General features: G+C 38.1%; 25 protein-coding genes, 1 tRNA gene and 1 other RNA gene. 16 read left to right on the forward strand and 11 right to left on the reverse strand.

Going from position 1 to position 25,770, the window contains the following annotated elements:
- Both SKC36_RS00915 and SKC36_RS00920 read left to right on the forward strand, forming a co-directional pair.
- The gene (locus tag SKC36_RS00915; protein WP_459464032.1) at positions 1–1,374 is read left to right on the forward strand and encodes a sulfatase; all 1,374 of its coding nucleotides are present in this window, start codon (positions 1–3) and stop codon (positions 1,372–1,374) included.
- Between the two features lie 101 nt (positions 1,375–1,475).
- Positions 1,476–2,138 (forward strand): spheroidene monooxygenase, encoded by a 663-nt coding sequence (locus SKC36_RS00920; protein WP_459464034.1) that lies wholly within the window; start codon positions 1,476–1,478, stop codon positions 2,136–2,138.
- Between the two features lie 56 nt (positions 2,139–2,194).
- Here the strand turns inward: SKC36_RS00920 and SKC36_RS00925 are convergent, their stop codons facing one another.
- Together SKC36_RS00925 and SKC36_RS00930 are read right to left on the reverse strand one after the other, a co-directional pair.
- On the reverse strand, positions 2,195–2,536 hold the full coding sequence (locus SKC36_RS00925) for a P-II family nitrogen regulator (RefSeq protein ID WP_130925100.1): 342 nt from the start codon (positions 2,534–2,536) through the stop codon (positions 2,195–2,197).
- An 18-nt stretch (positions 2,537–2,554) separates the two neighbouring features.
- Positions 2,555–3,796, reverse strand: a complete 1,242-nt coding sequence (locus SKC36_RS00930) for an ammonium transporter (protein ID WP_459464036.1) — start codon at positions 3,794–3,796, stop codon at positions 2,555–2,557.
- Positions 3,797–3,919: 123 nt separating this feature from the next.
- Between SKC36_RS00930 and SKC36_RS00935 the strand changes: the two genes are divergently transcribed.
- The 3 genes from SKC36_RS00935 to SKC36_RS00945 are packed head-to-tail and all read left to right on the forward strand — an operon-like array spanning position 3,920 to position 7,287.
- The gene (locus SKC36_RS00935; protein ID WP_459464038.1) at positions 3,920–5,842 is read left to right on the forward strand and encodes a beta-N-acetylhexosaminidase; all 1,923 of its coding nucleotides are present in this window, start codon (positions 3,920–3,922) and stop codon (positions 5,840–5,842) included.
- Positions 5,843–5,846: 4 nt separating this feature from the next.
- Positions 5,847–6,623, forward strand: coding sequence for a carboxylesterase family protein (locus SKC36_RS00940; protein ID WP_459464040.1), 777 nt, complete (start codon positions 5,847–5,849; stop codon positions 6,621–6,623).
- Between the two features lie 10 nt (positions 6,624–6,633).
- Positions 6,634–7,287, forward strand: coding sequence for a DNA/RNA non-specific endonuclease (locus tag SKC36_RS00945; protein ID WP_459464042.1), 654 nt, complete (start codon positions 6,634–6,636; stop codon positions 7,285–7,287).
- Here the strand turns inward: SKC36_RS00945 and SKC36_RS00950 are convergent.
- Both SKC36_RS00950 and kduI read right to left on the reverse strand, forming a co-directional pair.
- On the reverse strand, positions 7,284–9,179 hold the full coding sequence (locus tag SKC36_RS00950) for a glycoside hydrolase family 88/105 protein (protein WP_459464044.1): 1,896 nt from the start codon (positions 9,177–9,179) through the stop codon (positions 7,284–7,286). The two genes, SKC36_RS00945 and SKC36_RS00950, sit on opposite strands and share 4 nt — an antisense overlap.
- A gap of 2 nt (positions 9,180–9,181) precedes the next feature.
- Complete coding sequence (gene kduI, locus SKC36_RS00955) at positions 9,182–10,012, reverse strand: 5-dehydro-4-deoxy-D-glucuronate isomerase (protein WP_459464046.1); 831 nt, start codon at positions 10,010–10,012, stop codon at positions 9,182–9,184.
- An 83-nt stretch (positions 10,013–10,095) separates the two neighbouring features.
- Between kduI and SKC36_RS00960 the strand changes: the two genes are divergently transcribed.
- From SKC36_RS00960 to SKC36_RS01000, 9 genes are all read left to right on the forward strand, one after another.
- Positions 10,096–10,950, forward strand: coding sequence for a hypothetical protein (locus tag SKC36_RS00960; RefSeq protein WP_459464048.1), 855 nt, complete (start codon positions 10,096–10,098; stop codon positions 10,948–10,950).
- A gap of 39 nt (positions 10,951–10,989) precedes the next feature.
- Positions 10,990–11,796, forward strand: coding sequence for a tRNA (adenosine(37)-N6)-dimethylallyltransferase (locus SKC36_RS00965; RefSeq protein ID WP_459464050.1), 807 nt, complete (start codon positions 10,990–10,992; stop codon positions 11,794–11,796).
- A 21-nt stretch (positions 11,797–11,817) separates the two neighbouring features.
- Positions 11,818–11,905, forward strand: a tRNA-Ser gene (locus tag SKC36_RS00970).
- Between the two features lie 185 nt (positions 11,906–12,090).
- Positions 12,091–12,762 (forward strand): 16S rRNA (cytidine(1402)-2'-O)-methyltransferase, encoded by a 672-nt coding sequence (gene rsmI, locus SKC36_RS00975; protein WP_459464052.1) that lies wholly within the window; start codon positions 12,091–12,093, stop codon positions 12,760–12,762.
- A gap of 6 nt (positions 12,763–12,768) precedes the next feature.
- Positions 12,769–13,917: an Lnb N-terminal periplasmic domain-containing protein gene (locus tag SKC36_RS00980; RefSeq protein WP_459464054.1), complete on the forward strand. Its 1,149-nt coding sequence runs from the start codon at positions 12,769–12,771 to the stop codon at positions 13,915–13,917.
- A 5-nt stretch (positions 13,918–13,922) separates the two neighbouring features.
- Positions 13,923–14,951 (forward strand): threonine aldolase family protein, encoded by a 1,029-nt coding sequence (locus SKC36_RS00985; RefSeq protein ID WP_459464056.1) that lies wholly within the window; start codon positions 13,923–13,925, stop codon positions 14,949–14,951.
- Between the two features lie 74 nt (positions 14,952–15,025).
- Positions 15,026–15,340 (forward strand): L-rhamnose mutarotase, encoded by a 315-nt coding sequence (gene rhaM / locus SKC36_RS00990; RefSeq protein WP_459452654.1) that lies wholly within the window; start codon positions 15,026–15,028, stop codon positions 15,338–15,340.
- Between the two features lie 9 nt (positions 15,341–15,349).
- Positions 15,350–16,474, forward strand: a complete 1,125-nt coding sequence (locus SKC36_RS00995) for a glycoside hydrolase family 88/105 protein (RefSeq protein WP_459464058.1) — start codon at positions 15,350–15,352, stop codon at positions 16,472–16,474.
- Positions 16,475–16,529: 55 nt separating this feature from the next.
- Positions 16,530–17,081 carry a hypothetical protein gene (locus SKC36_RS01000; protein ID WP_459452658.1) on the forward strand — a complete coding sequence of 184 codons (552 nt, stop codon included), beginning with the start codon at positions 16,530–16,532 and terminating at the stop codon, positions 17,079–17,081.
- Positions 17,082–17,214: 133 nt separating this feature from the next.
- Here SKC36_RS01000 and SKC36_RS01005 read toward each other — a convergent pair whose 3' ends face one another.
- Positions 17,215–18,168, reverse strand: coding sequence for a 3-keto-disaccharide hydrolase (locus SKC36_RS01005; RefSeq protein WP_459464060.1), 954 nt, complete (start codon positions 18,166–18,168; stop codon positions 17,215–17,217).
- A gap of 304 nt (positions 18,169–18,472) precedes the next feature.
- Here SKC36_RS01005 and SKC36_RS01010 point away from each other — a divergent pair, with 304 nt between their 5' ends.
- Positions 18,473–18,937, forward strand: coding sequence for a DUF2147 domain-containing protein (locus tag SKC36_RS01010; RefSeq protein WP_459464062.1), 465 nt, complete (start codon positions 18,473–18,475; stop codon positions 18,935–18,937).
- Here the strand turns inward: SKC36_RS01010 and SKC36_RS01015 are convergent, their stop codons facing one another.
- The 5 genes from SKC36_RS01015 to SKC36_RS01035 form a co-directional block, all read right to left on the reverse strand.
- Positions 18,938–19,948: a DUF6268 family outer membrane beta-barrel protein gene (locus SKC36_RS01015; RefSeq protein ID WP_459464064.1), complete on the reverse strand. Its 1,011-nt coding sequence runs from the start codon at positions 19,946–19,948 to the stop codon at positions 18,938–18,940.
- Between the two features lie 211 nt (positions 19,949–20,159).
- A complete protein-coding gene (locus SKC36_RS01020) occupies positions 20,160–20,858 on the reverse strand; it encodes an alpha/beta hydrolase (protein ID WP_459464066.1) in 699 nt (232 codons plus the stop codon).
- Positions 20,858–22,165: a flavin-containing monooxygenase gene (locus SKC36_RS01025; protein WP_459464068.1), complete on the reverse strand. Its 1,308-nt coding sequence runs from the start codon at positions 22,163–22,165 to the stop codon at positions 20,858–20,860. The genes SKC36_RS01020 and SKC36_RS01025 overlap by 1 nt, the downstream gene beginning before the upstream one ends.
- A 112-nt stretch (positions 22,166–22,277) precedes the next feature.
- Positions 22,278–22,649: a transfer-messenger RNA gene (ssrA, locus tag SKC36_RS01030) on the reverse strand.
- Between the two features lie 41 nt (positions 22,650–22,690).
- Entirely contained in the window at positions 22,691–23,164 is a 474-nt protein-coding gene (locus SKC36_RS01035; protein ID WP_459452670.1) for an Lrp/AsnC family transcriptional regulator, read from the reverse strand.
- Positions 23,165–23,378: 214 nt separating this feature from the next.
- Between SKC36_RS01035 and ald the strand changes: the two genes are divergently transcribed.
- Positions 23,379–24,464: an alanine dehydrogenase gene (ald, locus tag SKC36_RS01040; protein WP_459464070.1), complete on the forward strand. Its 1,086-nt coding sequence runs from the start codon at positions 23,379–23,381 to the stop codon at positions 24,462–24,464.
- Here ald and SKC36_RS01045 read toward each other — a convergent pair whose 3' ends face one another.
- Complete coding sequence (locus tag SKC36_RS01045; protein WP_459452674.1) at positions 24,465–25,766, reverse strand: TolC family protein; 1,302 nt, start codon at positions 25,764–25,766, stop codon at positions 24,465–24,467. It abuts the gene before it with no gap.
- Between the last annotated feature and the right edge of the window lie 4 nt (positions 25,767–25,770).

Genomic DNA, 25,770 nt, shown 5'->3' on the forward strand with positions numbered 1-25,770 from the left:
ATGAAAAAGGTCTTTTCTATTTTGCTTTTAAGCCTCTTGAGTTTACAAATTTACGCCTTAGATACCCCTAAAAAACCTAATATCATTTTCATTCTTGCGGATGATTTAGGTTATATGGATTTAGCTTGTTATGGAAATCCTTACAATGAAACCCCACATTTAAACTCATTAGCCCAGAATGGTATTCGATTTACGCAGGCGTATGCGGCAAGTACCGTTTGTTCACCCTCACGTGCAGCCATCATGACTGGCCTTCATCCGGCTCGATTAAAATTAACAAATTTCTTGGTGGGTAATCGAACAGAAGAGGATTCCCCTCTATTGCCCGCGAATTGGAAAACTTATTTGCCATCCATGGAAATTACTTTAGCCCAACGACTAAAGGCTTTAGGTTATCAAACTGGAATGATTGGAAAATGGCATTTAGGTTCAGGAGATAGCCTCGCGCCTTGGAATCGCGGCTTTGATTATGCACGAATGATTGGAAAAAATGGCCTTGATTATTATAACTATGGAATCTTCCAAGATAGTTTCCAACAGGTTTTTGAAGATAAAGGAGAACGCTACTTGACCGATAAATTAAGCGATTATGCCGTTGACTTCATAGGTAAACAGACAGATGCTAATCCCTTTTTCTTGTATATGTGCTATTCGGCTCCTCATGTGTTTATCGTTCCCCAAGCTACCAAATTGAACAAGTATTTTATGAAATACGAGAAATTTAAAGGTCAATATAATCCCTATTACGCCACAATGGTCGAAAGTATGGATGAGGGGGTAGGTCGCATTATGGAATTATTGAAAAAACAAGGGCTATTGAAAAACACTTTGGTGATTTTTGCTTCAGACAATGGTGGCGTGGGTTTGCCAGAATTAGGCCCAACACCCACCCAAAATGATAGCCTTCGAAAATGGAAAGGGCACGTGTATGAGGGAGGTATTCGAATTCCTACACTTATGTTTTGGGAAGGTAAAATTTTGCCTAAACAGGTAAATGATACCTATTTCATGAATACGGATTATACAGCGACCATTTTAGATTTATTAGGACAAAAAGCCCCAGACCTCACTGATGGAATCAGTATTTGGCCAATGATTAATAAACCTTCGATAAAAGATCAAAATAGGCCCCTATTTTGGCATTATCCACATTTTTCAAACCAAATGGGCCGGCCGGCCGGTGCAGTTCGCTTAGGCGATTGGAAACTCGTGGATAATTTCGAATTAGCGCAATTAGAGCTGTATAATTTAAAAGAAGATGTTGGCGAGCGCCACGATGTGGCAAAGCAATTTCCTGCCAAACGCGATGAATTACATCGCCTTTTGATCGATTGGAGAAAAAAAGTTCAGGCAAACATGCCTTTAAAGAAATAAAAGCTTCTTTAAAGATAAGAAACCAGTTACTTTGAACATGAAATGAAATTTTTAGTTTAGGTTGTAAATAATATTCCCTAAGAATCCTATTATATAGAATTATGCAATTCATCACCATTCGCTTTCTTCATTTTCAAGGTTTTACAGCGAAATGGAATGCGTTTACCTGGATGGGTAAATTGAGAAAAAATCCTTGGCAAGCTGAGGGATTACTATTTGCTAAGCATTTAGGTACCGGGGCAGGCAATGGATTTTCCATATTCCCAGATTGGGGAACTTATGCCTTTCTTGGTCTTTGGAATAACGAAGATGCTGCTCAAACATTTTTTTCGACCGATGATCGATGGAAAGAATTAGCTAGTCAGGCTGAATCTATTTCAGGTTGGGATGCTACTCCATGGAAAGGACATGGAACTTGGAATCATAAGCAACCTTTTGAATTTGATGATTCTAATGAACCTTGGGATGGTCCAGTAGCTGTCATCACTCGAGCCAGCATCGATAAAAGAAAGGCAATACGATTTTGGATGAATGTTCCTTCTTCCAGTCGGGGTATTGAAAATCAAGCCGGTTTGCTTTTTGCCAAGGGTGTTGGTGAGGTGCCTTTATTCGAACAAGCCACATTTAGTATATGGGAAAATGCGCAAGCCTTGGATGCCTTTGCTTATCGCTCCCGTGCTCATGCTCCCATGATTAAAAAAACCAGGCAATACCAATGGTACTCCGAGGAGATGTTTGTGAGGATGAAAGCCAGAAATTTATAAGGTAACATGTAGGTTATGATTTGGATATTTTAATATCCAAAATCAATCCCCACCTTTTACCTAATCGCTTCTACACCTCTGGTTCTGGTACGAATACGTATGGCATCTTGGACATCATAGATGAATATTTTACCATCACCCGTATTTCCTTCGGAGGCATTGTCTAGAATTACATCAATGCATTTTTCCAGGTTTTCATCACTGACCACACAAATGATCATGACTTTGGGCAATAAGATTAAGGACTTCTCGGTACCTCGATATATTTCTGAATAACCTTGTTGTAATCCCGCGCCACGAACAGGCACGACGGTCATACAGGGGATATTGGCATCAATTAAGCCTTTTTGAATGGCTTTTAATTTGGATGGCTTAACAATAGCTTCTACTTTTTTCATAGGTTTTTCCCTTTCAGCTTATTCAAATGTGGTATATGATTCAACTCCAAATTCAACGGCATCGATACCAGCCGATTCAGCCTTGTAGCTTAGGCGAATACCAATGGTACTCTTCAATAACTTAAATATCGCGAATGTAGCGCTAAAAGAAAAGATACTGATGATACTGACTGCCATGACCTGAATCAGCAATTGATCTGTTTGTCCCGTAGTAAATAAACCATTCTTTTCTGAGAATAAACCCACCGCCACAGTACCGAAAAAACCATTTACTCCATGAACCGCAATAGCACCGACTGGATCATCAATTTGCATTTTATCGATTAGTACAACGGCTACATCTACCAATATACCTGCTACAAATCCAATGATTAAAGCACTATTAGGACTAACGACATTACAACCCGCCGTTACTGCTACCAATCCTGCCAATACTCCATTAATGACCATGGTAATATCAACCTTTTTATAACGTATAAAAGTATACAGCATAGTAGAAACTCCTCCCATAGCTGATGCTAAAAAGGTATTGGTGGCTACAGAACCAATTAAATCCCATTTCCCTACAGCTGCTAAGGTAGATCCTGGGTTAAAACCAAACCATCCAAACCACAATATAAATGCCCCTACGGCAGATAAAGTTAAATTATGACCAGGGATAGCATTGATACTACCATCTTCATTGTATTTCCCAATGCGAGGTCCCAATACAATAGCACCCGCTAATGCAGCAAAACCACCCATGGTATGAACTGCCGCCGAACCAGCAAAATCATTGAATCCTTGTAAGGCAAACCAGCCATGTGGATTCCAGACCCATTGAGCCACCAATGGATATAAAAAGGCACAGAAAATCGTGACATAAATAGCATAGGCCCACATTTTCATTCTTTCTGCCACACCACCAGAAACAATGGAGATAGCTGCAATGGCAAATCCCATCTGAATAAACCAAAATAATTTATTAGAAATGGTGAGACCTAAACCTAAATCTCCTAAATTGATTCCGAAATCGAATAATCCTGTTCCGTAGGCTATACCAAATCCTACTACATAAAAGGCTATTCCGCCAAACATGATGTCAATCATGACTTTGGCAATGATACTGACGGCGTTTTTTGAACGGACAAAGCCGGCTTCTAATAAAGCAAAGCCTCCCTCCATTTGAAAAATGAGCGCTCCGCAAAGGGCCACCCAGACAGTATCAATAGCATGTGTAAGTTCGACTTGCTGAGCCGCAAGGGAAATGGTGTTATTCATGATTTTGTTTCTGTTTTTTTACTTGATTCCTCGAAATTATACTAAAATTTCGAAAATGACCTTATTTTTAAAACCTTTAAAACGAAAATTTATCATTTTTTACTAAAAATCTATTTAAAACTCATGTTGAAATCTAAATTCATTGCAAAAGTATTTTTTTTATTACTGAGCATTCACTTTTCTCTTGCAGCCCAACAAGCTCCTTTAATTCCTATTCCTGTAAAAGCCAATTACCCACAAGGATTTTATAGTCTGCCTAGTCGGGTAATTATAGCCGCTCCTAAAGACGAAAGCCTACAAGTGGCAGTTAAAAATTTAACAGAACGCTTAGAAAAAACGGCCATGCGTAAGGTGCAGATGCTTTGGGATGCTAGTTCTCAAGCTGATTTAGCCCAAATTCGTTTGGTATTATCCAATCAACCCATAGCTAATTTGGGAAATGAGGGTTATACCTTAGTTGTGAATGCCAAAGGGGTATTGATTACAGCAAATAAACCTGCCGGTATTTTTTATGGTATTCAAAGTTTAATTCAATTGATGCCAAAGGAAATTGAATCCAAACAAACGGTAATTAAGTCATCTTGGAAAATCCCTTTTGCTCAAATCACTGATTATCCGCGTTTTGCTTGGAGGGGTTTAATGCTTGATGTAGCTCGTCACTTCTTCAATAAAGATCAAGTAAAGCAGTTTATTGATGAAATGGTGGCCTATAAGTATAACATCTTACATTTTCACTTAACAGATGATGAAGGTTGGCGCGTGGAAATTAAATCATTCCCTAATTTGACCAAAAAAGGGGCATGGAATGTACCTAAAGTAGGCCGTTTTACAGAATTTTCTAAGCCAGAACCTAATGAGCCTAGAACTCAAGGTGGATTTTTTACCAAAGAGGATATCCAAGAAATCGTAGCTTATGCCAAAGGACGCTTTGTGAATGTCATGCCTGAAATTGATGTTCCTGGTCATTCCATGGCAGCTATTGCTTCTTATCCTGAATTATCTTGTACACCTGAGGCTGTAAATTATCAAGTGATCTCAGGTGAACCTTTTATTGATTGGTCTCATGGTCATGCAGTAGCTCTGCAAGACAATACGCTTTGTCCTGCCAATGAAAAAGTATACACCTTTCTGGACAAAGTATTTACGGAAGTGGCTGAAATGTTTCCATTCGAATACATTCATATGGGAGGAGATGAGTGCCCTAAAAATTATTGGGAAAAAAATCCTCAGATTTTAGCCATGATGCAGAAAGAAAATTTGAAAACCCCACAAGAAGTACAAGCCTTTTTTACCCGTCGATTAGAAAAAATCATTACTTCCAAAGGTAAGAAAATGATGGGATGGGATGAGATTTTAGAAGGTGGTGGTTTACCTAAAAATACAGCTGTGATGTCTTGGAGGGGTATTGCTGGAGGAGTACAGGCAGCTAAAGATGGTCATGAAGTGGTAATGACTCCTAATAATCACGTGTACGTGGATTTAATGCAGGGTGACGCTGCCATAGAGCCTCCAGTATATGAAACGGTTCGACTAAAAGATTCTTATGCATTCAATCCTGTTCCTGATGGAGTGGATGCCAAATTAGTGAAAGGTGGGCAGGCCAACTTATGGTCAGAACAATTGTTTACCTACCGTCATTTGCAATACATGTTATTCCCGCGTGCTTGGGCTGTTTCAGAGGCTTTATGGTCTCCTCAAGAAAACAGAAATTGGGATAATTTCGTAAGCCGTGTGGAGCATCACTTTGGTCGTTTTGATCAGGCTGAACGCAAATATGCGCCGAGTATGTATGATGCTATCATTCAGGTAGGTAAAAATGAGCAAGGTCAATTATGGGTTGAATTAAGCACGGAAGTTAACCCTCTATCTGTTCATTACAGTTTTGATTTTTCTTATCCTGATTATTTCTATCCTGCTGCTTCTGGTAAAATTATAGTCCCTAAAGATGCCTTAGTCATGCGCATGATTTCCTACAGGGGTAAAGAAAAGGTGGGTCGAATGATGACGGTTTCTATTGAAGATTTGAAAAAACGTTTAAAGAAATAAAATGATGAAAAAACTTCTTTTATTATGGCTAGCTTTATGTGTAAGCCTCTCTGCATTTTCTCAAGCTAAATTCGAAAAAAGGGAATTAGCTTTTGGTCCCGATCAAAACCTACCTTACCAAATTCTTTATCCTGAAAATTATGACAAGGGAAAGAAATACCCCGTAATTCTATTTTTGCATGGGGCGGGTGAGCGAGGAAACGACAATGAAAAACAGCTGACTCATGGTTCCAAGTTGTTTTTGGATCCTAGTAATCAATCTAAATTTCCTTCCATAGTTATTTTTCCTCAATGCCCTGCCAATTCCTATTGGTCCACGGTGAAAATTGATCGAACTACTAAGCCAACAACTTTTGTTTTTGAATATCCCAAAGAACCCAATTGGCCTTTAGCAGCGGCGGTTAGTATAGTCAAAGATTTAGTGAAGGAAAAAGCTGCTGATAAAAAGCGTTTATATATCATGGGACTTTCTATGGGTGGAATGGGGACTTTTGAAGCCATTTCCAGAAACCCTAAAATGTTTGCAGCAGCTGCACCTATTTGCGGTGGTGCCGACTTACATTTTGTTAAAAAGTATGCTAAAAAACTTCCGCTATGGATATTTCATGGTGATGCAGATGCCGTGGTGCCTGTAAAACATTCTAGAGAGGCTGTAGCTGCTTTAAAGGAAGTGGGGGCCAATCCAAAATATACCGAATACCCAGGTGTCAACCACAACTCATGGGATAATGCATTTAAAGAACCTGAATTATTCTCTTGGATGTTTTCACACAAAAAATAAACAGTAACCTATGCTATTAAGCATCCTATTATACCTCCAGGTGGCCTTATTACCTGGAGGTATTTTTAATATATCAGGGGCTTCTACGGCCTCTACTTCTAATTACTTAGAAATAAAAAGGGGATATGTAATGTCCTATGATGGAGTTCAAGGAAAAGCTAATTGGGTGGCTTGGACGCTATCAGCTTCCGATTTGGGAGATACGCCTCGTTCGAATCGGTTTAGAGAAGATGATGATTTACCTAGAAGTTTTAAGAAAATAGATGCTGATGATTATAAATACAGCGGATACGATCGGGGGCATCTTTGTAATTCAGAAGATCGATCTTCCAGTTTCTTTCTAAATGCGGAAACTTTCTACATGTCCAACATGATTCCACAGACTCCTGAACTGAATCGAGGACCTTGGGAACGCCTAGAATCTTATTGTAGAAAATTGGCCAAAAGGGGACAAAAATTAACGATTTATGCCGGCGGTTTTGGGGTTTTGGATAAAATTGGAAATGAGGTGATCATTCCAAAATATTGTTGGAAGGTGGTGATTGGTCCCGAAAAATCTTGGTATTTACTTTTCCCAAACCAGCATGATTTGCATCCTAACTGGCAAACATTTGCTGTGACGAAAAATACCTTAGAAAAAATGACGGGTTTACGCTTTCCTTAAGGTTTTAACGCCCATTCCATCAATTTCTTGGCAGCTGGGAAGTTTTCATATTCCAAAGGAATTCGGCGGTTATTGGTGTATTCATTGTAAATCCAAGGATCTCCCAATGCGAACACTCGCCCTTTACCCACCTTTGCCATGGCCATCACACAATGGCCATTTAAATCCTCTAAGGATTTAGCCGTTCCTGAAAGTTTAATGGTTGAAATTTCTTTGATATAGATTTTTTTCAATCCTTTGAAAATGAGATTATTGGATGAAATGTTCAATGTTCCTTGATGCCAATTCTTTCCTTGAACCATATTTAAATTAGGCCCCATGAATTCCATTCCAAACCTTTTTGCCAAAGTATTAAATTTGGGTATTTCGCAATTGGTTGTATCATTGGCCAATAAAATTAAAGTTCCACCAGCCTTTACCCATTTTTCGATTTCATCCGCATCCTGCACACGCATGTAATTAGGTTTGGCGGTTTCTTTTTGACTATCTGGATCTACTATAATGTACACGGAAGCTCCTGCCAAATTTTTGCTTGTAGGGGCTTGAGCTAAGCTGTCCAATGTAGCTCCTAACTGCTCGATTTGTACTCCTAATAACTGAAATCCTGAATCCTTTCTATCTTCCCAAGTATAATGGAAACGCTCCATGTTTCCTTGCTTATTTTTACGGAACTCATGGTTAAAATAATAATCCAATACCACTTTTTTACCTTTTCCTATACCCAATTCCTTAGCTATTTCCATTTCTAAAGAAGCCAAGATAAAGGGACCAGCACCTTTTAAATCATCTGTTTTGAGAGGTTCTGACATATAATAGGCGAAACTTCCATCTCGATAAGGTGTTCCACCTAATCCACCTACGCTTACCGTTTTTTCTAAATGAATATAGCCTTGTGCGTCTTTGGTGATGAATTTATCTAAAATGGATACATAGGCTTTTTGTGCCGCTGTCAAGAAATTGGCAGGCAGATAGCCCTTACGAACCCCTTTCGCAAAAGCATATACATACATATTGGCACATGAAGCCTCTAAGTAATTCCCTTTTTGAGTACCTAAAGTGGGTAATTGGTACCAAAGTCCAGTGGATGTATCTTGTACTTTAACTAAAGCAGTGCTTAATTCATTTAATTGCTTAATCAACATACTTCTTTTGGGATGCTGCTGAGGAAAATAGTCCAAAACATCCACTAAAGCCATAGCATACCAACCCATAGCTCTTCCCCAAAAATTAGGTGAAAGTCCAGTTTGTTTACTAGCCCAAGCTTGTTTGCGTTCATGATCATAAGCATGGTACAACAATCCCGTTTTAGGATCTCGGGCATTTTTATACATCAATTGAAACTGTAGCGCAATGTCATCCCAATTATTTTCATGAAATACCTGACTGTATTCAGCATAAAAGGGTTCTAGCATGTATAAACCGTCTAACCACATTTGATCGGGATATCGGTCTTTATGCCAAAATCCACCTTCTTTTGTTCTAGGTTGTTTTTTGATTTGTAAGCGTAATTGTTCAGCAGCTAATCTGTATTTGTCATCGCCTATTTCTTGATAAAGAGAAAGTAAAAGGCGACCTGTCGTGATATTGTCCGAGTTAAATTCTGAAAACTTATAGGTTCGAATATCCCCTTTTTCAGAAATGAAACTGTTGATGTTTTTCTGAATGTATTGAAAATAAGTAGCGTCTCCGGTTCTTTGATGAACATGTTCAAGGGCTTTTAAGAATAAGCCTTGTTCATAATCCCAAGTAGCAGGCTTCCCAATTTTAACTTGAATGGAATCTGGATGCGTATGCATCAAAGATTGAGCCATTTGGATAGAATAGGGGGTATTTTGCCCCAAAACTGGAGCTAATAAACAATAGCTAAGTAAACCTAAAAGCGCTTTTTTCATAATTAACGTAGTTCAGAAATTTCAGAAAAATCCATGTCGGTGTAGTCTTTGTTTTCACCCGCCATTCCCCAAATAAAAGAATAGTTTTGAGTTCCTGCACCACTGTGAATGGACCAAGGTGGAGAAATTACAGCTTGATGATTATGTACCCAAATGTGTTTGGTCTCTTGAGCTTCGCCCATTAAGTGTAAAACCGCTTGACCTGGTTTTACATCGAAATACAGATAGGCTTCCATTCTTCGATCATGCACGTGAGCTGGCATGGTATTCCAAATAGATCCTGGTTCTAATATAGTTAGTCCCATGACCAATTGACATGACTGTATTCCTTCCTTATGAATGTATTTATAGATAGTTCGGTGATTGGAATTTTCCAATGAACCAACATTGACAGTAATTACATTTTCTCTATCTAGTTTCTCATTTGGATAGGTAGCATGAGCTGGTGAAGAGAGTAAATAGAATTGGGCGGGTTCATTAGCTGAAACTGATTGAAAACTAAGGTCTTGTGTTCCTTTTCCTAAGTAAACAGCACTCAATTTCGAAATTTCAAAGCTTTGTCCATCGGCCTTAATTACTCCGGGGCCACCCACATTGATGATACCCAGCTCTCTTCGCTCTAAAAAATAATCAGCTTTTAATTTTTCTGGATTGGGTAATTTTATTTCACCTAAAACGGGCATAGCACCGCCTATGATCATCCGATCGTATATGGTATAGGTTAAGTGAATTTGATTGGGTTCAAATATATTTTCAATCAAAAACTGATCCCTTAATTCTTGATTCGTAAAGGTGGATACTTCTTTTCTACTCGCCTCAAATCGATAGTTCATGTGATTAATTTTTAGTTTACAAAGTTAGATTAGGAGATATTCTACTCAATATACACGTATCTTTGAATGCAATTTCTCATGGCATGTCCGTATATCCTATTAATTTCTTTGATGAAGTAATTTCTTTTTTAAAGGAAATGGAAATAAAGGTAGAATTATGTCCCAATCATGCTTTTTCTACTATTTTTTTGCCTGAGCTTTCATTATATGTACAATGTATTTCAATAAAAGATTTTCAAAGCCAGAAGGATTTTTCTGATCCTGCTGCTTGGCAAAAGCAGTATTTGGAACAGATTAGTACTTCTACACCTTTGATTAGAATTTGGGAAGATATTTGGTTAAAACAGTCCACTTGGATTAAGCGGTATTTTCAGTTTCGTAAATTGGGTAATAGTTCCATTTTTGCTCGAGATTTACGTGTTGTGCCTATTTCTAAAGAAATAGCTGATTCTTTTTTAGAAAATGAACATCTCTTAGGTTCAGCACAAGCAAAGAGCTATTGGGGATTAGTGGTTCCACCACACAGGCAATTTCGGAACATTAGCAGTCCATATTGGATGGGAGATCAAAAATTAGTGGGAGTGGCTACATTGGCTAAACCCATGCGCATGAAAGAAAAGGAATTTGAAGGACATATTTCAGGCGAATTAATTCGTTTTTGTTCCACCTTAGGCACTCAGATTGTCGGAGGCTTAAGTAAGGTACTTCACTACTATCAACTAGAGGAAAAGGTTGACAATATCATGACTTACATTGATATGGAATGGAATAGGGGGGAAGGGTATCAGTCCATTGGCTTTCAAGAAATTCAAATAACACCTCCCATTTTATATACGCTGAATGAAGCAGGTAAAAGGAAAATTTGTAAAACCTGGGAAGAGGCTCAAGTTTGTACTGTTGGAAATAAGAAACTGCGTTTATATTATTCGAAAAATTGAAGCATTTTTGTAGCTCGGTTTATTTAATCATATTTTTTCATGTCACTACCGCTTATTACCATTCTTGGACCTACAGCCAGTGGAAAAACGGCTTTGGCAGTAGAATTGGCAAGGAAAATTGGAGGAGAAATCATTTCCGCCGATTCTAGGCAATTGTACAGAAGTTTGGATATTGGAACAGGAAAGGATATAGTGGAATATGGACAAGGAGAGCATGCAGTTCCTTATCATTTGATCGATATCTTGGAGGTAGGCGAAAGCTATTCGGTGGCCCATTTTCAGAAAGATGCTTTTGAGGCGATGAAAAAAATAGACCTTGATTATAAATTCCCCATTTTATGTGGAGGTACAGGCTTGTATATCGATGCTGTTTTATCAAGTTATCAATTTTCTAAATTACCTCCCTTTTTGGAATCACCTTTGGAATTGGATCGTCCGACGATCGTATTTGGTTTGCAACCTTCTTGGGATGACAGAAGAAGGAATTGTTCCAATCGCTTATTTCAACGATTGAATGAGGGTATGGTAGAAGAAGTTGAAAATTTACTTGCAAAAGGCTTAAAACCAGCTGATTTGAGATGGTTAGGATTGGAATACAAGTGGTTAACCGATTTTGTGGAGAATAAAATCACTCGGGAAGAATTAGAAAAAGGTTTGGAAGTAGCGATTCATCAATTTGCTAAAAGGCAGATGACCTTTTTCCGGAAAATGGAAAGGTCAGGTATTAAAATCCTGTGGATTCCTGAAAATTTAATGCGGTCAGAAGCAGTCGATTGGATGATTTCTCAATTAATTTTTAAGGATTTTTTAACAAAGGACTTGCTTAAAATCGAAAAAAGGCCTTAATTTGCATTCTCAATTTGAGACAGAGGGTTGTCAGAGTGGTCGATCGAGGCAGTCTTGAAAACTGTTGGCTGTTACAGGCCCGGGGGTTCGAATCCCTCACCCTCTACCAAAAGCGCAAAGAAATTTGCGCTTTTTTTGTTTTTTCAAGCATCAATTTTCTCAATAACCAGCTTGAGTTCATTCTACTAAAATTCATGTATCATCATGATGGCGCCGTGTTAAGAAGTAGGTAAATTATTTTTCATAATCACGTACACACCCAACAAATTCATATTTATGTAGTATTTTCATTGCATGAAATTATACATTGTACCAACGCCCATTGGAAACTTAGAGGATATTACCTTACGAGCAATTCGAATTTTAGGGGAAGTAGACGGTATTTTGGCGGAAGACACGCGTAATACGGGGCAGTTATTGAAGCATTTACAAATCAATAAACCTTTATTTGCCCATCATGCCCACAATGAACATGCGGGTGTAGCGGGTGTTATCAAGATGTTATTGGCTGGTAAAACTTTGGCATTGGTGTCAGATGCAGGTACGCCAGGTATTTCAGATCCAGGTTTTTTATTGGTTAAATCTTGTGTAGAACAAGGTATTGAAGTTGAAACTTTACCTGGAGCAACGGCCTTTGTGCCCGCCTTGGTCAATTCGGGTTTCCCTTGTGATCGATTTATTTTTGAAGGATTTTTGCCCCATAAAAAAGGTCGCCAAACCCGTTGGAAAGCCATAGCTGAAGAAGATAAAACGGTTGTTTTATATGAATCCCCGCACCGAATTGTAAAAACCATGGAGCAAGCGCTGGAGTTTTTGGGAGAAACCAGGCAGGTGATGCTGGCTAGAGAATTATCCAAAATGCACGAGCAAATGATTCGTGGTTCAGTAGCTGAAGTTATACAGTTTTTAAATCAACATCCTGACAAAGTACGAGGTGAAATGGTCTTAATAATAGCAGGTAAATAAGGTTTTATGAAGTATTTGTTTGTTTTGATTTTCAGTGGCTTGTTTTGGCCAGCTCTTGCTCAAAGTAGCCTAAGTCCTCAATCCCGTGTGTCTTTAGTGACCATTGCCCCAGGGAAAGAATTGTACTCCTTTTTTGGTCATACCCTAATTCGTGTGTATGATCCCCAAACAGGTTTAGATAGAGCCTATAGTTATGGAACGTTCGACTTTCAAACGGAAAACTTTTATTGGAAATTTTTGAAAGGAACCTTGCCCTATTCCTTGTCATATAATAATATGTCAGACGTGCTCAATTATTATTCTCAATATGAGAACAGAACTTTGAGGGAGCAAGTATTGGCATTAAGTAATGCCCAGCGCAATCAGATTTTTCAGGCTTTGGAAACAAATTATTTACCGGAGAATCGTTATTATCAATATAAATTTTTCTACGATAATTGCGCTACGCGTATTCGCGATATATTTGAAAAGGCAGCACCAGGCGCCTATCCTTGGAGTAAAATGAAGCGATTGGAAGGGCTTTCCTACCGAGATTGGATGAATCGCTATTTACCTTCCACTGCTTGGGTAACTTTTGGTATGAACCTGGCCTTGGGTTTACCTTCAGATGTCACTGCAAGTGCTTCTCAATCTTGTTATTTACCAGATAATCTAGAGATTGCTACGGCTCAAGCAAGTATGAATCAAACTAAATTGGTAGAGGCTTCCTTGACCTTATTTGAGGCTCAAGCAAACCCAATGGAAGGCTTTGATCCTTTTGGACCCATTCCTGTATTATTAGCTTTATCTTTAATTTTATGGTTGGTATCCTGGCGATTAGCGCATAAGCATAAACTATTATATGGAATTGATATTGCTCTTTTCTTGGTTTATGGACTTTTTGGCATATTGATTTTCTTTTTAGCAACAGCCACAGACCATGAAGTTATGTCATACAATTTGAGCTGTTTGGTTTTATGGCCCTTACATTTTCCTTTGGTATTTTGGTTTGCCAAAAATCGAGGCACTGGTTTTTGGCTAAATTATGTTAGAATAGCTTTTATTTTTGCATTAATAGCCAGTTTAGTTTCGGCGTATCTCTTTTATGGCTTGTTCATCATTGCCTTGCCTATCTTGGTTCGTTTATTTTTTCTATCCCGTTTTTCTACCAAATAAGCACCATGAAATTCATTGAATTAAGAAGCGATACTTTTACATTGCCCACAGCCGGAATGAGAGACGCCATGTTGGCTGCTCCTTTGGGCGATGATGTTTTTGGGGAGGATCCAAGTGTTTTAGCGCTTGAAGAAAAATTAGCTAAAATGTTTCAAAAGGAGGCGGCACTGTTTTGCCCTTCTGGTACCATGAGTAACCAAATGGCCATTTCAGCCACCGTTTCTAAAGGACAAGAAGTGATTTGCGATGAACTGTCACATATTTATTTGTATGAAGGAGGGGGTATTATGGCGAATGCCGGAGCTTCGGTGAAATTATTGAAAGGTGATTTAGGCCGTTTGTCAAAATCACAAATTGAAGCAGCTATTTCTCCTGATGATATACATGCTTGTGAGAGTGCCATGGTGAGTTTGGAAAATACGGTGAATAAAGGTGGAGGAAGTGTGTATAGTAGTGAAAGTTTGGACGAAATCTCAAGGTTTTGTCGAGCTAATGCCATTCCACTTCACTTAGATGGAGCTCGCATCTTCAATGCTATGGCAGTAACAGGACAAAGTCCGGCCGATTTTGGTGGCTGGTTTGATTCTATCTCCATTTGTTTGTCCAAAGGTTTAGGTGCTCCAGTGGGTTCAGTTTTGGTGGGAGATACTAGCTTTATCAAAAAAGCTAAAAGGGTAAGAAAAAGACTTGGTGGTGGATGGCGACAAGCGGGTATGCTGGCAGCTGCTGGTATTTATTCACTTGATAATCAAGTGGATAGATTAAAAGAAGACCATCAACGAGCGAAAGCAATAGCGGAGATTTGCGAAAAACTTGATTGGGTACAAAATACATTACCGGTGGTAACCAATATCGTGATATTGAAAATACAGCCTGGTTTAAATTCTTCTTCTCAAGTGGCATTATTAGCCCAAAAAGGAATTAAATGTGCACCATTTGGTGCTGAATACATTCGCTTCGTTACCCATTTAGGTTTTGATGATGAGGATTTGAATCTTTTTGAGCAAAGAATAAAATCATCGTTTATTTCTTAAGTTAATGAGGTCTCTTGATTGAGTAGAATATTTAAATTTAGGGCTTTTTTAAAAAAAATTAAAATACGGTAACTATGCAAAGAAAAGCCCTAAAAATGTTTCTTCACCCGGGAAAAGAGGCTGAATACAAAAAAAGACACGATGAAATTTGGCCAGAATTAGCTGAATTATTGAAGTCAGTAGGCGTTCAAAATTATTCTATTTTTCTGGATCCTGAAACTAGGGTTCTATTTGCTTATTTGGAAGCAGAGGATTTAAGTTTATTAGATACTCTTCCTCAATTGCCCATCATGCAGAAGTGGTGGGCCTATATGGCTGATATTATGGAGAGTAATCCTGATAATTCTCCCAAAGCCGTTGAAATTCCTTCCGTGTTTTATTTAGCCTAATCTTCTCAAATGAAAATCAGATCGATTGTTTCTAGCTTAATGTTAGCTGTTCTTGTATTATTTTCAGCAAACGCAAAACCCAATAAAAAGGAGATTTTAGCTCAGATGCACTTGGCGAATAGCTATTTTAAGCAAAAATGGCCAAACGTAGGACAAGTGATTGTTAGCCCTGATAGAACACGTCCATCTAATATCTGGACCAGAGCTGTTTATTATGAAGGACTAATGGAACTCTATAAGCTGGATCCCCGTCCTTCTGATTTAACCTATATGACAGATTGGGGCACATTTCATCAATGGGGTTTACGTGATGGCTTAAAAACAAGAAATGCAGATAATCAGGCATGTGGTCAAGTGTACTTGGATTTGTTTGATTTACAGGGAGATTCTGCTCGAATCAAACCCATTAAAGCGAACATAGATAATATGCTGGCTACACAAAAAGCCGACGATTGGTCATGGGTAGATTGCCTTCAAATGAGTATGCCTGTTTTTGCGCGCCTAGGAACTCGCTTTCATGATACGCGCTATTATGAGAAAATGTATGATTTGTATGCTTTTACCAAATACAAACACGGAGGGAATGGTCTTTATAATCCCCAAGAGCATCTTTGGTGGCGAGATAAGGATTTTGTTCCACCTTATAAAGAACCCAATGGAGAAAATTGTTATTGGTCAAGGGGAAATGCTTGGGTGTATGCGGCTTTAATTAGAACCCTAGATGTTATGCCAGCCAATGCTCCTCATCGCGAAGAATACATTCAAGATTTTATAGCCATGTCGGAGGCATTAATCCCATTACAGCGTAAGGATGGCTTTTGGAATGTGAGTTTAAAAGACGAAAGTAATTTTGGAGGTCCTGAGTTAACCGGAACGGCTTTGTTTGTTTATGGAATGAAGTGGGCATTGCGGCATGGTATTTTGAAAGACAAAAAGTATCAAAAAGCATCGGATAAAGCATGGCAAGCCATGAGTAAATGCGTGCACCCGAATGGTTTCCTTGGATTTGTTCAAGGTACAGGAAAGGAACCTAAAGATTCACAACCCGTAACTTTTAATTCTGTTCCCAATTTTGAGGATTTTGGATTGGGCTGCTTTTTGCTGGCAGGCTCTGAAATGTTAAAATCAAATTAATTCTATGTTTTCTGATTTTTTTTATAATTTTACCGAATACTAAATTATATCAATCATGAAAAAGACAATTATTGGGGCAATAGTTGGTGGATTAATTCTATTCTTTTGGCAAGCAGCCTCGCATGTAGCTTTTAACCTACATGAACCTTCTCAAATGTATTCGGCCAATCAAGATAGTATTTTGATTTCTTTGAATAAGCATCTTAAAAAAGAGGGTGGTTATATTTTACCTCGAATGGAAAATGAGCAAGATATGGCTCAAGCAGAGGAATTTGCCAAAAAAGTAACTGGTAAACCTTGGGCTCGAGTTCAATATTATACCAATTATCAAATATCAATGCAGGATAATATGATTCGAGGTTTGATCGTAGATATTTTTTTAGTTTTATTAGTGATTTACCTAATCAAACAGTTGAAAACAGCTAAAATGCGAGATATTTTAGGCCTTTGTTTAGTGATAGGCCTATTAGTTTTTACTAACTCACCTTATACGCAGCATATTTGGTACCCTGTATTTGATCTTAGAGCTGAGTTGATTGATTTACTCGTATCTTGGGCTTTATGTGGATTGTGGTTAGGGTGGTACTTACCTAGAAGAAAGGCTTAATGTTGTAGAATAAAGAATGAAGAATGAAGAATGTAGAATGAATAATGTAGAATGAAGAATGAAGAATGAAGAATGTAGAATTAGGAATTAATGACCATTATCAATTCTTCATTCTACATTCTACATTATTCAATTACTTCGCTGGAGTAATAATCAAATTTCTATATTCAACTGGACCGTGGTCTCCTTGAATCATAATTGGACCAGCTTCTCCTTCATTGCTATCTAAAGCACCACCAGTGATTCCTGGAATTTCTGCTTTGTAGATAACGGTTTTTCCATTTAAAGTAACGGTGATATTACGACCTACTAATTCAATATCATAGGTCTGCCATTCACCAGCCTCTTTAGCCACATTTTCTAGGGGAGCAATAAATCCATAAACAGCGCCTAATTGGTCTTTGGCAGGCTCTAAACCTTTGCTGTCCGCCACTTGGATTTCATAACGACCACGTAAATAAAGTCCGCTATTACTTTCTTTTGGAACGCGGAATTCCGCATGTAATTTAAAGTCTTGGAATGTTTGAACCGTACGTATATTCGCTCCCGTTCTTGGACTTTTCATGATTCCGTTTTCAGCTACCCATTGATTGTCTGGTCCTAGTGTTTGCCATCCATCCATGTTTTTGCCATTAAAAAGGCTAATCGGGGTTCCCCAAACAGGTGCTTTTTCTCTCCATAATTTAGGGGCTCTAACTCCTAGAATACGAAATTTTTCTCCTAATGGGGTAGTTAAGGTACCCATTAATTTATCATCTTTTAATTCAGCTTCTAAGGACAAATCCTTATCAGAATTTTCCCATTGTGGAGGAATGCTGAAAGAAAGGACATTATTAACAAAATTTACTTTTGAAATAGGTCTTGAACTTCCCCCATCACCAACGAAATGGCCAGTTAAGGTCTTTAAGCCTGAATGTGTTACCTCTAACCAGGCAGGAGTAGTTACATTTCTCTTGGTAATGGTGATATCCCATCTGCCTTCAACTACTGAATGTCCTGCAGGAACTTGTGCGAATGTTCCAAAAGACAAACTTAGCATAGATAGTATGAAAGTCGTTTTAATGCTTTGAATGAATCTTTGTTTCATAGTAAAATTGAGTATTGTTTGAACAATGAATTTACGATTTTTTCATTGTTTTAACCCAGAATTACAATAAAATTGAAATAAGGCAGGTCTTATCCTGTAATTGGAATTGTGTATGAATCTTATTTAAAGACCTTATATGATTTTCATATATCAAAGAAACCTCAAAAGTTTATACCATTAAATAGCTTGATTTTTTTATCCCCTAAAAGTTTTATTGCAATAAAATAACATTAGTGACAGTTCAATAGTTATCGTTAAAATTTGATATTATACCATATTATTTAAACACAAAAAACTACTTACCATGAAACATGCATTTATTTATTCCCTGTTATTAACGGTTATTTTTTCATTGAGCTCAAGTTTTGTATCTGCTTTCGATAATCCTGATGCGATAGTAGGGGTATGGAAAACGGGTGAAGGAACCGCTATGGTCCGTATTTATAAGAATGGTGATAAGTACCAAGGTAAAATAGTTTGGTTAAAAGAACCCGTAGATCCTGAAACGGGTAATCCCAAAGTGGATAAAAATCATCCTGAAGAGGCTTCCAGAAAAAGACCTATTTTGGGCTTAATCAATATTTGGGGATTTCAATTCAAGGAAAATAATACCTGGGAGGGAGGGAATATTTATGATCCTAAAAATGGAAATACCTATTCTTGTACCATCAAGTTAACTTCCGCCAATACGCTGGAAGTTAGAGGATACATCGGAGTTTCCTTGATTGGTAGAACAGATAATTGGACAAGGCAACAAGCTAAACAGTGATTAGGGAGATACAAAATTCAATGATACATTGAAGAATAATGGGTTTCCTAAATTACTTGTAAAATATTTTTGGCTTTCTTCCTTAGCATTATAAGCATTGGCTACATCAAAGCGGAAATTGTAGCGCAATCCTGCTTGTAGGTTAAGCCAAAGAAAGCCAAATAGCTTTTTATCCCAACTAATCCGAGGCTTAATTTCCCCTCGCTGTAGGTAGACATTTTCTATTCCTGGAACATTCGCCCAATATTGATTCCCTTCTACTTCGAATCCCGCTTGTAATATGTTGGAGACAGAAATGTTATATCTCACATGAGCTCGTGCAGGCAATAAAAGTTCCATTCCCCATTTTTCATTGAAGGTTTTATTCCAAAATAATGCGGGTGCAAAAATAGGCTGACCAGCACGGTAGGTTCTTGCCAAGCCAGTTCCTATCATATTTTTTTCAGATGTTTTCCAACCATAGATGAGTGTTAGACTGGTAGTAAAGGCCTGCGAACTTATATCCTTGGTTCCATTAAAAAGCCCATTTACATCATAGCTTGCTTGAAAAATCATAAAATTCTTTTCATTCAATGGCTTAAACACCGTTGTATTTATTCCAGCAGTAACTAAAGTGTTGTTGTTTAATGAGTTCGCAAAGGAATTAATGTTTGGATTAGCTACCTTAAAATTACTTGCCCAATAGTTGAACCCCATTTGCCAAATAATTTTATTAGTTGACAATACGGGAATATTCACCTGAGCGCGTATGGCATTAACTTGGTCAACATGTATGGTACTGGGTAAATCTGCTGCATTAAATCTAACTCCTGGCATGGGAAAATGTCCATAGTTCTCAAAGCCTATATGGAAGATTCGTTGGGGTGTTTGATTTAACACTTTAACCGTACAGTACCTTTTTACCCCATCGGCATCTCCAAAATTATTATAGTCGAAAGTGTCCGTGGTATCAGTTTGCGCATAAATGAGGATTGGACAAAGAAAAAAAACGAGTATACGAATTATGTTCATACCATTAAATTTTAATTAGGGCGAATTTATTTGGGTTAATTAAAGCTTAACCATAACTAAAACCAACAATTGTTAATAAGGTTTCCCAACTTGTGATTTATTATATTTCAATAGCTCACGGGTAGATTAATCATGCGATGTACCATTCCTTAGTAAAAATTTTAAAGGTTTTGACGAAAAAGAGACTTTGAACTAATTGGTTCAAAAATAATCAAATCCACTCTTCTATGGCTCTTGCTGATTTTTCATAATCTTCATCTAGCATTAGGTCATGTGACCCGCCTTCTATGATGCTAAGTTTAGCATGGTAGTGATTTGCAGTGCTTTCAAATTCACGAACGGTGATAAGTCCATCTTTTGAACCACCTAAAACTAATATAGGTACAGTAGATCTGTGTGATATAGGTATTAACAAATCTACATATGCTCTAAATGATTCAGCACACATTCGAGGCGAATATCGCGCTGTCAGTGTAGCCTTATTTAATATCAAATGGGGATATTTTTTAAAGGCACCTAACAGATTTCCAAGTAGTAAATGGGGTATCACACCCGGGTAGCGAAAAATCACACGAAGGCTGGCTAATAACACACCCGAGGGAGGAACCGATGACATTAAAACGGCCTTTTTACATAATCCAGTCTTTAGAAAATGTTGTAGTATCATTCCACCCATGGAATGTCCAACAATGATAGGAGGTTCCTGTAAGTTTTCTACTTGCTTGCGAAGTGCTTGGACATAATCGCTAAGCGAATAGGAAATAGGCCTGGTTCTTCCTTCTGTTTCATGCCCAGGAAGATTGAACCCAATACAATTATAACCCAGTTTCTCGAAATATGGGATAAATTGCTCCTCCCAGCACCAAGATCCGTGACACATACCATGAACAAAAACTATCGTTTCTTTCATTAAGCGGGGGATTTACTGATGTAATTTGAGGGAAGGTGTTTCTTCAGTTCCTTGACAAATAAATGGAAGTCCACCGTAATCGTATGCCGAGGTGTTTTTATTTGATGCAAATGAGGATGAGTGACTTCTCTTTGGCATAATTCGGCGATGTTCTTGGGTCTATGCCAAAGTCCCTTAATGGCCCTTGCCGCTATCTTACTTTGCAATTCAGCCCCTGGCCAAATGCAACCAAGCGGTTGAAACATACCTACAAAAAATAGATTATCGTATTTTTCATGTAGCATTTTTAAGTAAAGTGGGACGTCCCCCTCGCTATAATTTATGAAGTCTTTTCGAAAAAATGGGTGTTCTAAAATATAGCCTGTGCAAGCGATGATTGTATCAAACTCTTCCACGGTACCATCCTTGAAATGGACATGCTGCCCTTCAAAGTGATCAATATCTCCTTTGGGGAATACTTTGCCATGCCTTACTTTGTACAATAGTTCCTCGTTGATGGTGGGATGCGTTCCTGTGATGGCATGTTCTGGCTCTTGAAGGCCATAGTGCCTATTAGAACCAGAGATTATTTTGACGGATAATTCTGATAAGAAAAATTTCAACTTAGTGGGCAAAAATGTCAACTTAGATGCTACTACATCACTCGGTTTGCCAAACAAAAATTTGGGTACAATTCGGTAGCCTCTTCTCCAGCTAATGCTCGTTTTCTTGCTCACCCGAGATGTTTCTACCGCCACGTCGCAGGCTGAATTTCCGCCACCTATGACAAGTATACGTTGATCTCTGAATGGTTCCGCCTTTTTGAATTCATGTGAATGCATGAATTTACCGGTGAACTCACCTGGATATTGAGGCATTCTAGGTAGCCAGTGATGCCCATTGCAAACAACTAAATGGGTAAAGTGTTCTGTTTTTTCAATGCCGTTCTTCTCTGTTTTTATAACCCAATTATTAGCTTCATCTAATTCGCAGGATTTTACCAAAGTTTGGAATTGAATGTGTGGGTATAGATTAAAATGTTCAGCATAAGCTTGAAAATAGCGTCTTAATTGATCATGCGAAGGGTAATCAGGCATCCCTTTTTGGAAATCATCGAAGGTAAAGTCTTCATATTGTGAAAGGGTTTTGGAACTAATTATATGGGTGGTTTCGAAAACACTCGAGTGCCCCAATTGCTCATTATAAATCCAGTTTCCTCCGACTTGGGTATTTAATTCATAACAAACCGTATCTAGACCTTGGTCTATCATATTTTTCAAGGCAGTTATTCCAGAAGGCCCCGCACCAATTACACAAACTTTCGTCATATAAATTACTTTTTATCAAATATATATAAATAGTCCTTCATTTATATTTGATAAAAAAAGGCCCGGTTAAAAACCGGGCCAAGTCCTTGAATTGATGGGAAGAAAAAAAACCTGGTGGAGTCGGAGGGATTCGAACCCTCGTCCAAACCTAGCGAACAATAGCTTTCTACACGTTTAGCTGTGATTATTTTTCGATCAAAAGCGGGTTCACATCAGACCCAAACTTTCAACTTATCCTCTGGATACTAACAAGTCCGTAGAGAAATTCGAACTTATCGACTCTGCATGTCGACGCTCAGATGCCCTCCTCGGCAGAGTTTGGAGAAGGCTGAACGATGGCAAATTGATTAATCTCTAAGATTAAGCAGCCATGGCATACTGTGTATTGCCAGTTATAATTCGAAGGTTTTTTTAACAGGAAATGCCTACAACTCCCGACGTGCTTACCACCGACCGACATAAGCTGTCAAAACCGGTCGACCCCATTATTTGAGATGCAAAGGTACAACATTAAATAGGCCTTTGTCAAGGAATTGGTAATTCTGTACTTTGTTTAATTTCATCCATCACAAATAAACTATTGATATGGGCTACTGTGGGGAGTACAGCCAATTTCTCTTGGTAAAAACGGTTATAACTTTCTACATCCGAGCTAACAACCATCAAATAATAATCAAAGTTCCCTGAAACTAAATGGCATGATAAAACCTCAGGAAAAGCTTGAACTGCTTGTTCAAACTCTTTGAAATTTTTACGGTTTTGCTTTTCTAGCGTAACTTGGCAATGCACCAATAAACCTAAATCCAACATTTTACGGTTAAGTAATCCTACGTAGGACATGATATATCCATCTTTCTCCAATTTCCGAATTCGATCATGCGTAGGAGAGAGGGATAAATTGACTTGGGCGGCTACATCTTTGAGTTTTTTTTGCCCTTTGCCTTGAATGATTTTCAAAATCTTTAAATCTAGCGCATCTAAGTTGAGTTTGGAAGCCATAATTTTTTCGGATTTTTGTTAACAGAATGTTAATATATAGAATTATTTCCTTTTCAATCTAATTTTGCAGTAATATTTCCTTATTTATAAGGGATATACCTAAATAATTTTTGTCTTTTTTATATTTGTGGAGTATTATACTTCATCAAAGGTAACGGCCAGCGAAATTTTTCGTTGGCCGTTCTTTTTTTCAAACAAGCTAAAATCTACTATCATGATCATTGGCGTCCCTAAGGAAATTAAAAATCAAGAATTTAGAGTAGGCTTAACGCCTGCTGGGGTTCAATCGTTGGTGTCTCAAGGTCACCAAGTTTATGTTCAAACTCAGGCCGGTTTAGGTTCTGGTTTTTCAGATGAATTGTACATGCAAACAGGAGCTAAAATACTTCCTGATGCGAAGTCGGTTTATGAAATTTCTCAAATGATTGTCAAGGTGAAAGAACCTTTGGCTCAAGAATATCCCTTGATTCAAGCGGGTCAAATACTCTTTACTTATTTTCATTTTGCAGCGTCTAAAGAGTTGACCCAAGCAATGATAGCTAGTAAGGCTATTTGTATAGCGTACGAAACAGTAGAATTACCTGATCGTAGTTTACCTTTATTAACCCCGATGTCTGAGGTGGCTGGTCGAATGGCTATTCAAGTGGGGGCCTATTTTTTAGGTAAAGCTCAAGGTGGAAAAGGTAAAATGTTAGGTGGTGTTCCAGGAGTAAAACCTGCAAATGTGCTCATTTTAGGGGGTGGAGTTGTAGGAACCCAGGCGGCCAAAATGGCAGCAGGTTTGGGCGCTAATGTTACCATCATGGATACCAATCTAGGTAGGTTGCGATATTTGGAAGATATTTTACCCGCCAATGTGTCCACCCAGTTTTCTACTTCATTAGCTATTCAGGAGAGCTTAGCTCAAGTTGATTTGATCGTTGGAGCGGTGCTATTACACGGCGCCAAAGCTCCTCATCTCATAAAGAAGGAAGATTTAAAGCGAATGAGTCCCGGAACGGTTCTAGTCGATGTGGCTGTCGATCAAGGTGGTTGTATCGAAACTTGTCGACCTACCACCCACGAAAATCCGGTTTATGAAATTGACGGGATACTTCATTATTGTGTGGCAAATATGCCAGGAGCAGTTCCACAAACGTCTACATTGGCTTTGACCCAAGCAACACTTCCTTATGTCCAGCAATTGGCCAAAGAAGGTTGGAATTTAGCCTGTACAAATAACCAAGCCTTAGCCAATGGACTGACGATTTTCGAGGGTAAATTACAAAACCCGGGCTTAGCTATTTTATTTGATTTATAATTACCAGATTTTTATTCCTTGTATTCTATATAATTCCAATTGTTGTAAGTTCACTTGATAATCAAATTGAGCTTGCATCAATTGGGATTCCTCTAACATGGATTCTACTTGATCTAATTCAATTCTACGAATTAATCCTTGTTTGAAGCGGGTATTGGCTAAATCTAAGGCATATTGGGCTTGAGCCACTACCTCTTTCTGTGTCGCTGATTTTTTAAGGTAATTTTGATGATTCAATTGAGCTTGCCTCCATTCGGTACCTAATTTTTCTTGTGCATCCTCCAATTGAAATGCGACACGTTCCTTTTGAATGGTGGCTAATTCTGTTTGATAAGCCCCTCTTTTTCCAGAATAAATAGGAATACTTAATTTAATACCCAAAACACTATTTACTTTAAAATCATCTGCAAAGGCAGGTGTTTCGCCATTGATTCTAGGAACATAACCATTTTTCAGTCCAAGTGTGGCCAATCCTGCTAAGGTAGGGGTGTTTTCCGATTTAGCTAACTCAATACTTTTGTTAACAATTTCTTCTTGGGCTTTGATTTGATTAATCTCTGGATTGGAAAATGACTCAATGGGTTTGGCTGTTTGGGCTTGCCAATTTTGAGGGTTTTCAACCAAAAAGGCCTCTGCATTAGCTCCTAATAGAGTGCTTAAATAATCCAACATGCGAGCTACTTGATTTTCAGATTCAAGGATTTTACTCTCTTGGTTTGCTATTTTTACCTGTTGGCTGATTTTATCATATTCAATGGCTTCTCCTAGGGCTAGTTGCTTTTGAATAACCTGTAAATTATTTTCTAAGCGCTTCAATTGTGACTTTTGCACTTGTATGGCTTTCTTATTTAAGATAATTTGTTGATATAAATTAGCGATTTGAAAGCCCATTTGGAATTCTTGTTGCTCTATCTGTGCTTGACTTAATTGAGTTTCTAATCTTGTTTTCTCAATGGCCATCGCATTCCTTCCCCAATCATATAATACATGGTTGGCCACAAATTGCGAATTATAATTCATGTTAGGTTGAAATTGTAAAGTTGAATTCGCTCCCCCGAAGTTAAAACTAGCCTGGGCAACCGGGTCGATTCTCGTAAGTCCAATTTCTGCACCAATCACCGGTTTAGCATACGACTCCTGAATTTGGGTTTTTATTTGCCCCATTTTTATCAGGTTTCTTTGTCCTTTCAAGGCAGGTGAATGTTGTAAAATACCTTGAATTAATTCAGGAAGGCCCTTGGTTTGAGCAAAAATAACATTGCTCAAAAAACTAAAGGATAAAAGTAAGATGTATTTTTTCATATGT

Source organism: Aquirufa sp. OSTEICH-129A (assembly GCF_054558355.1).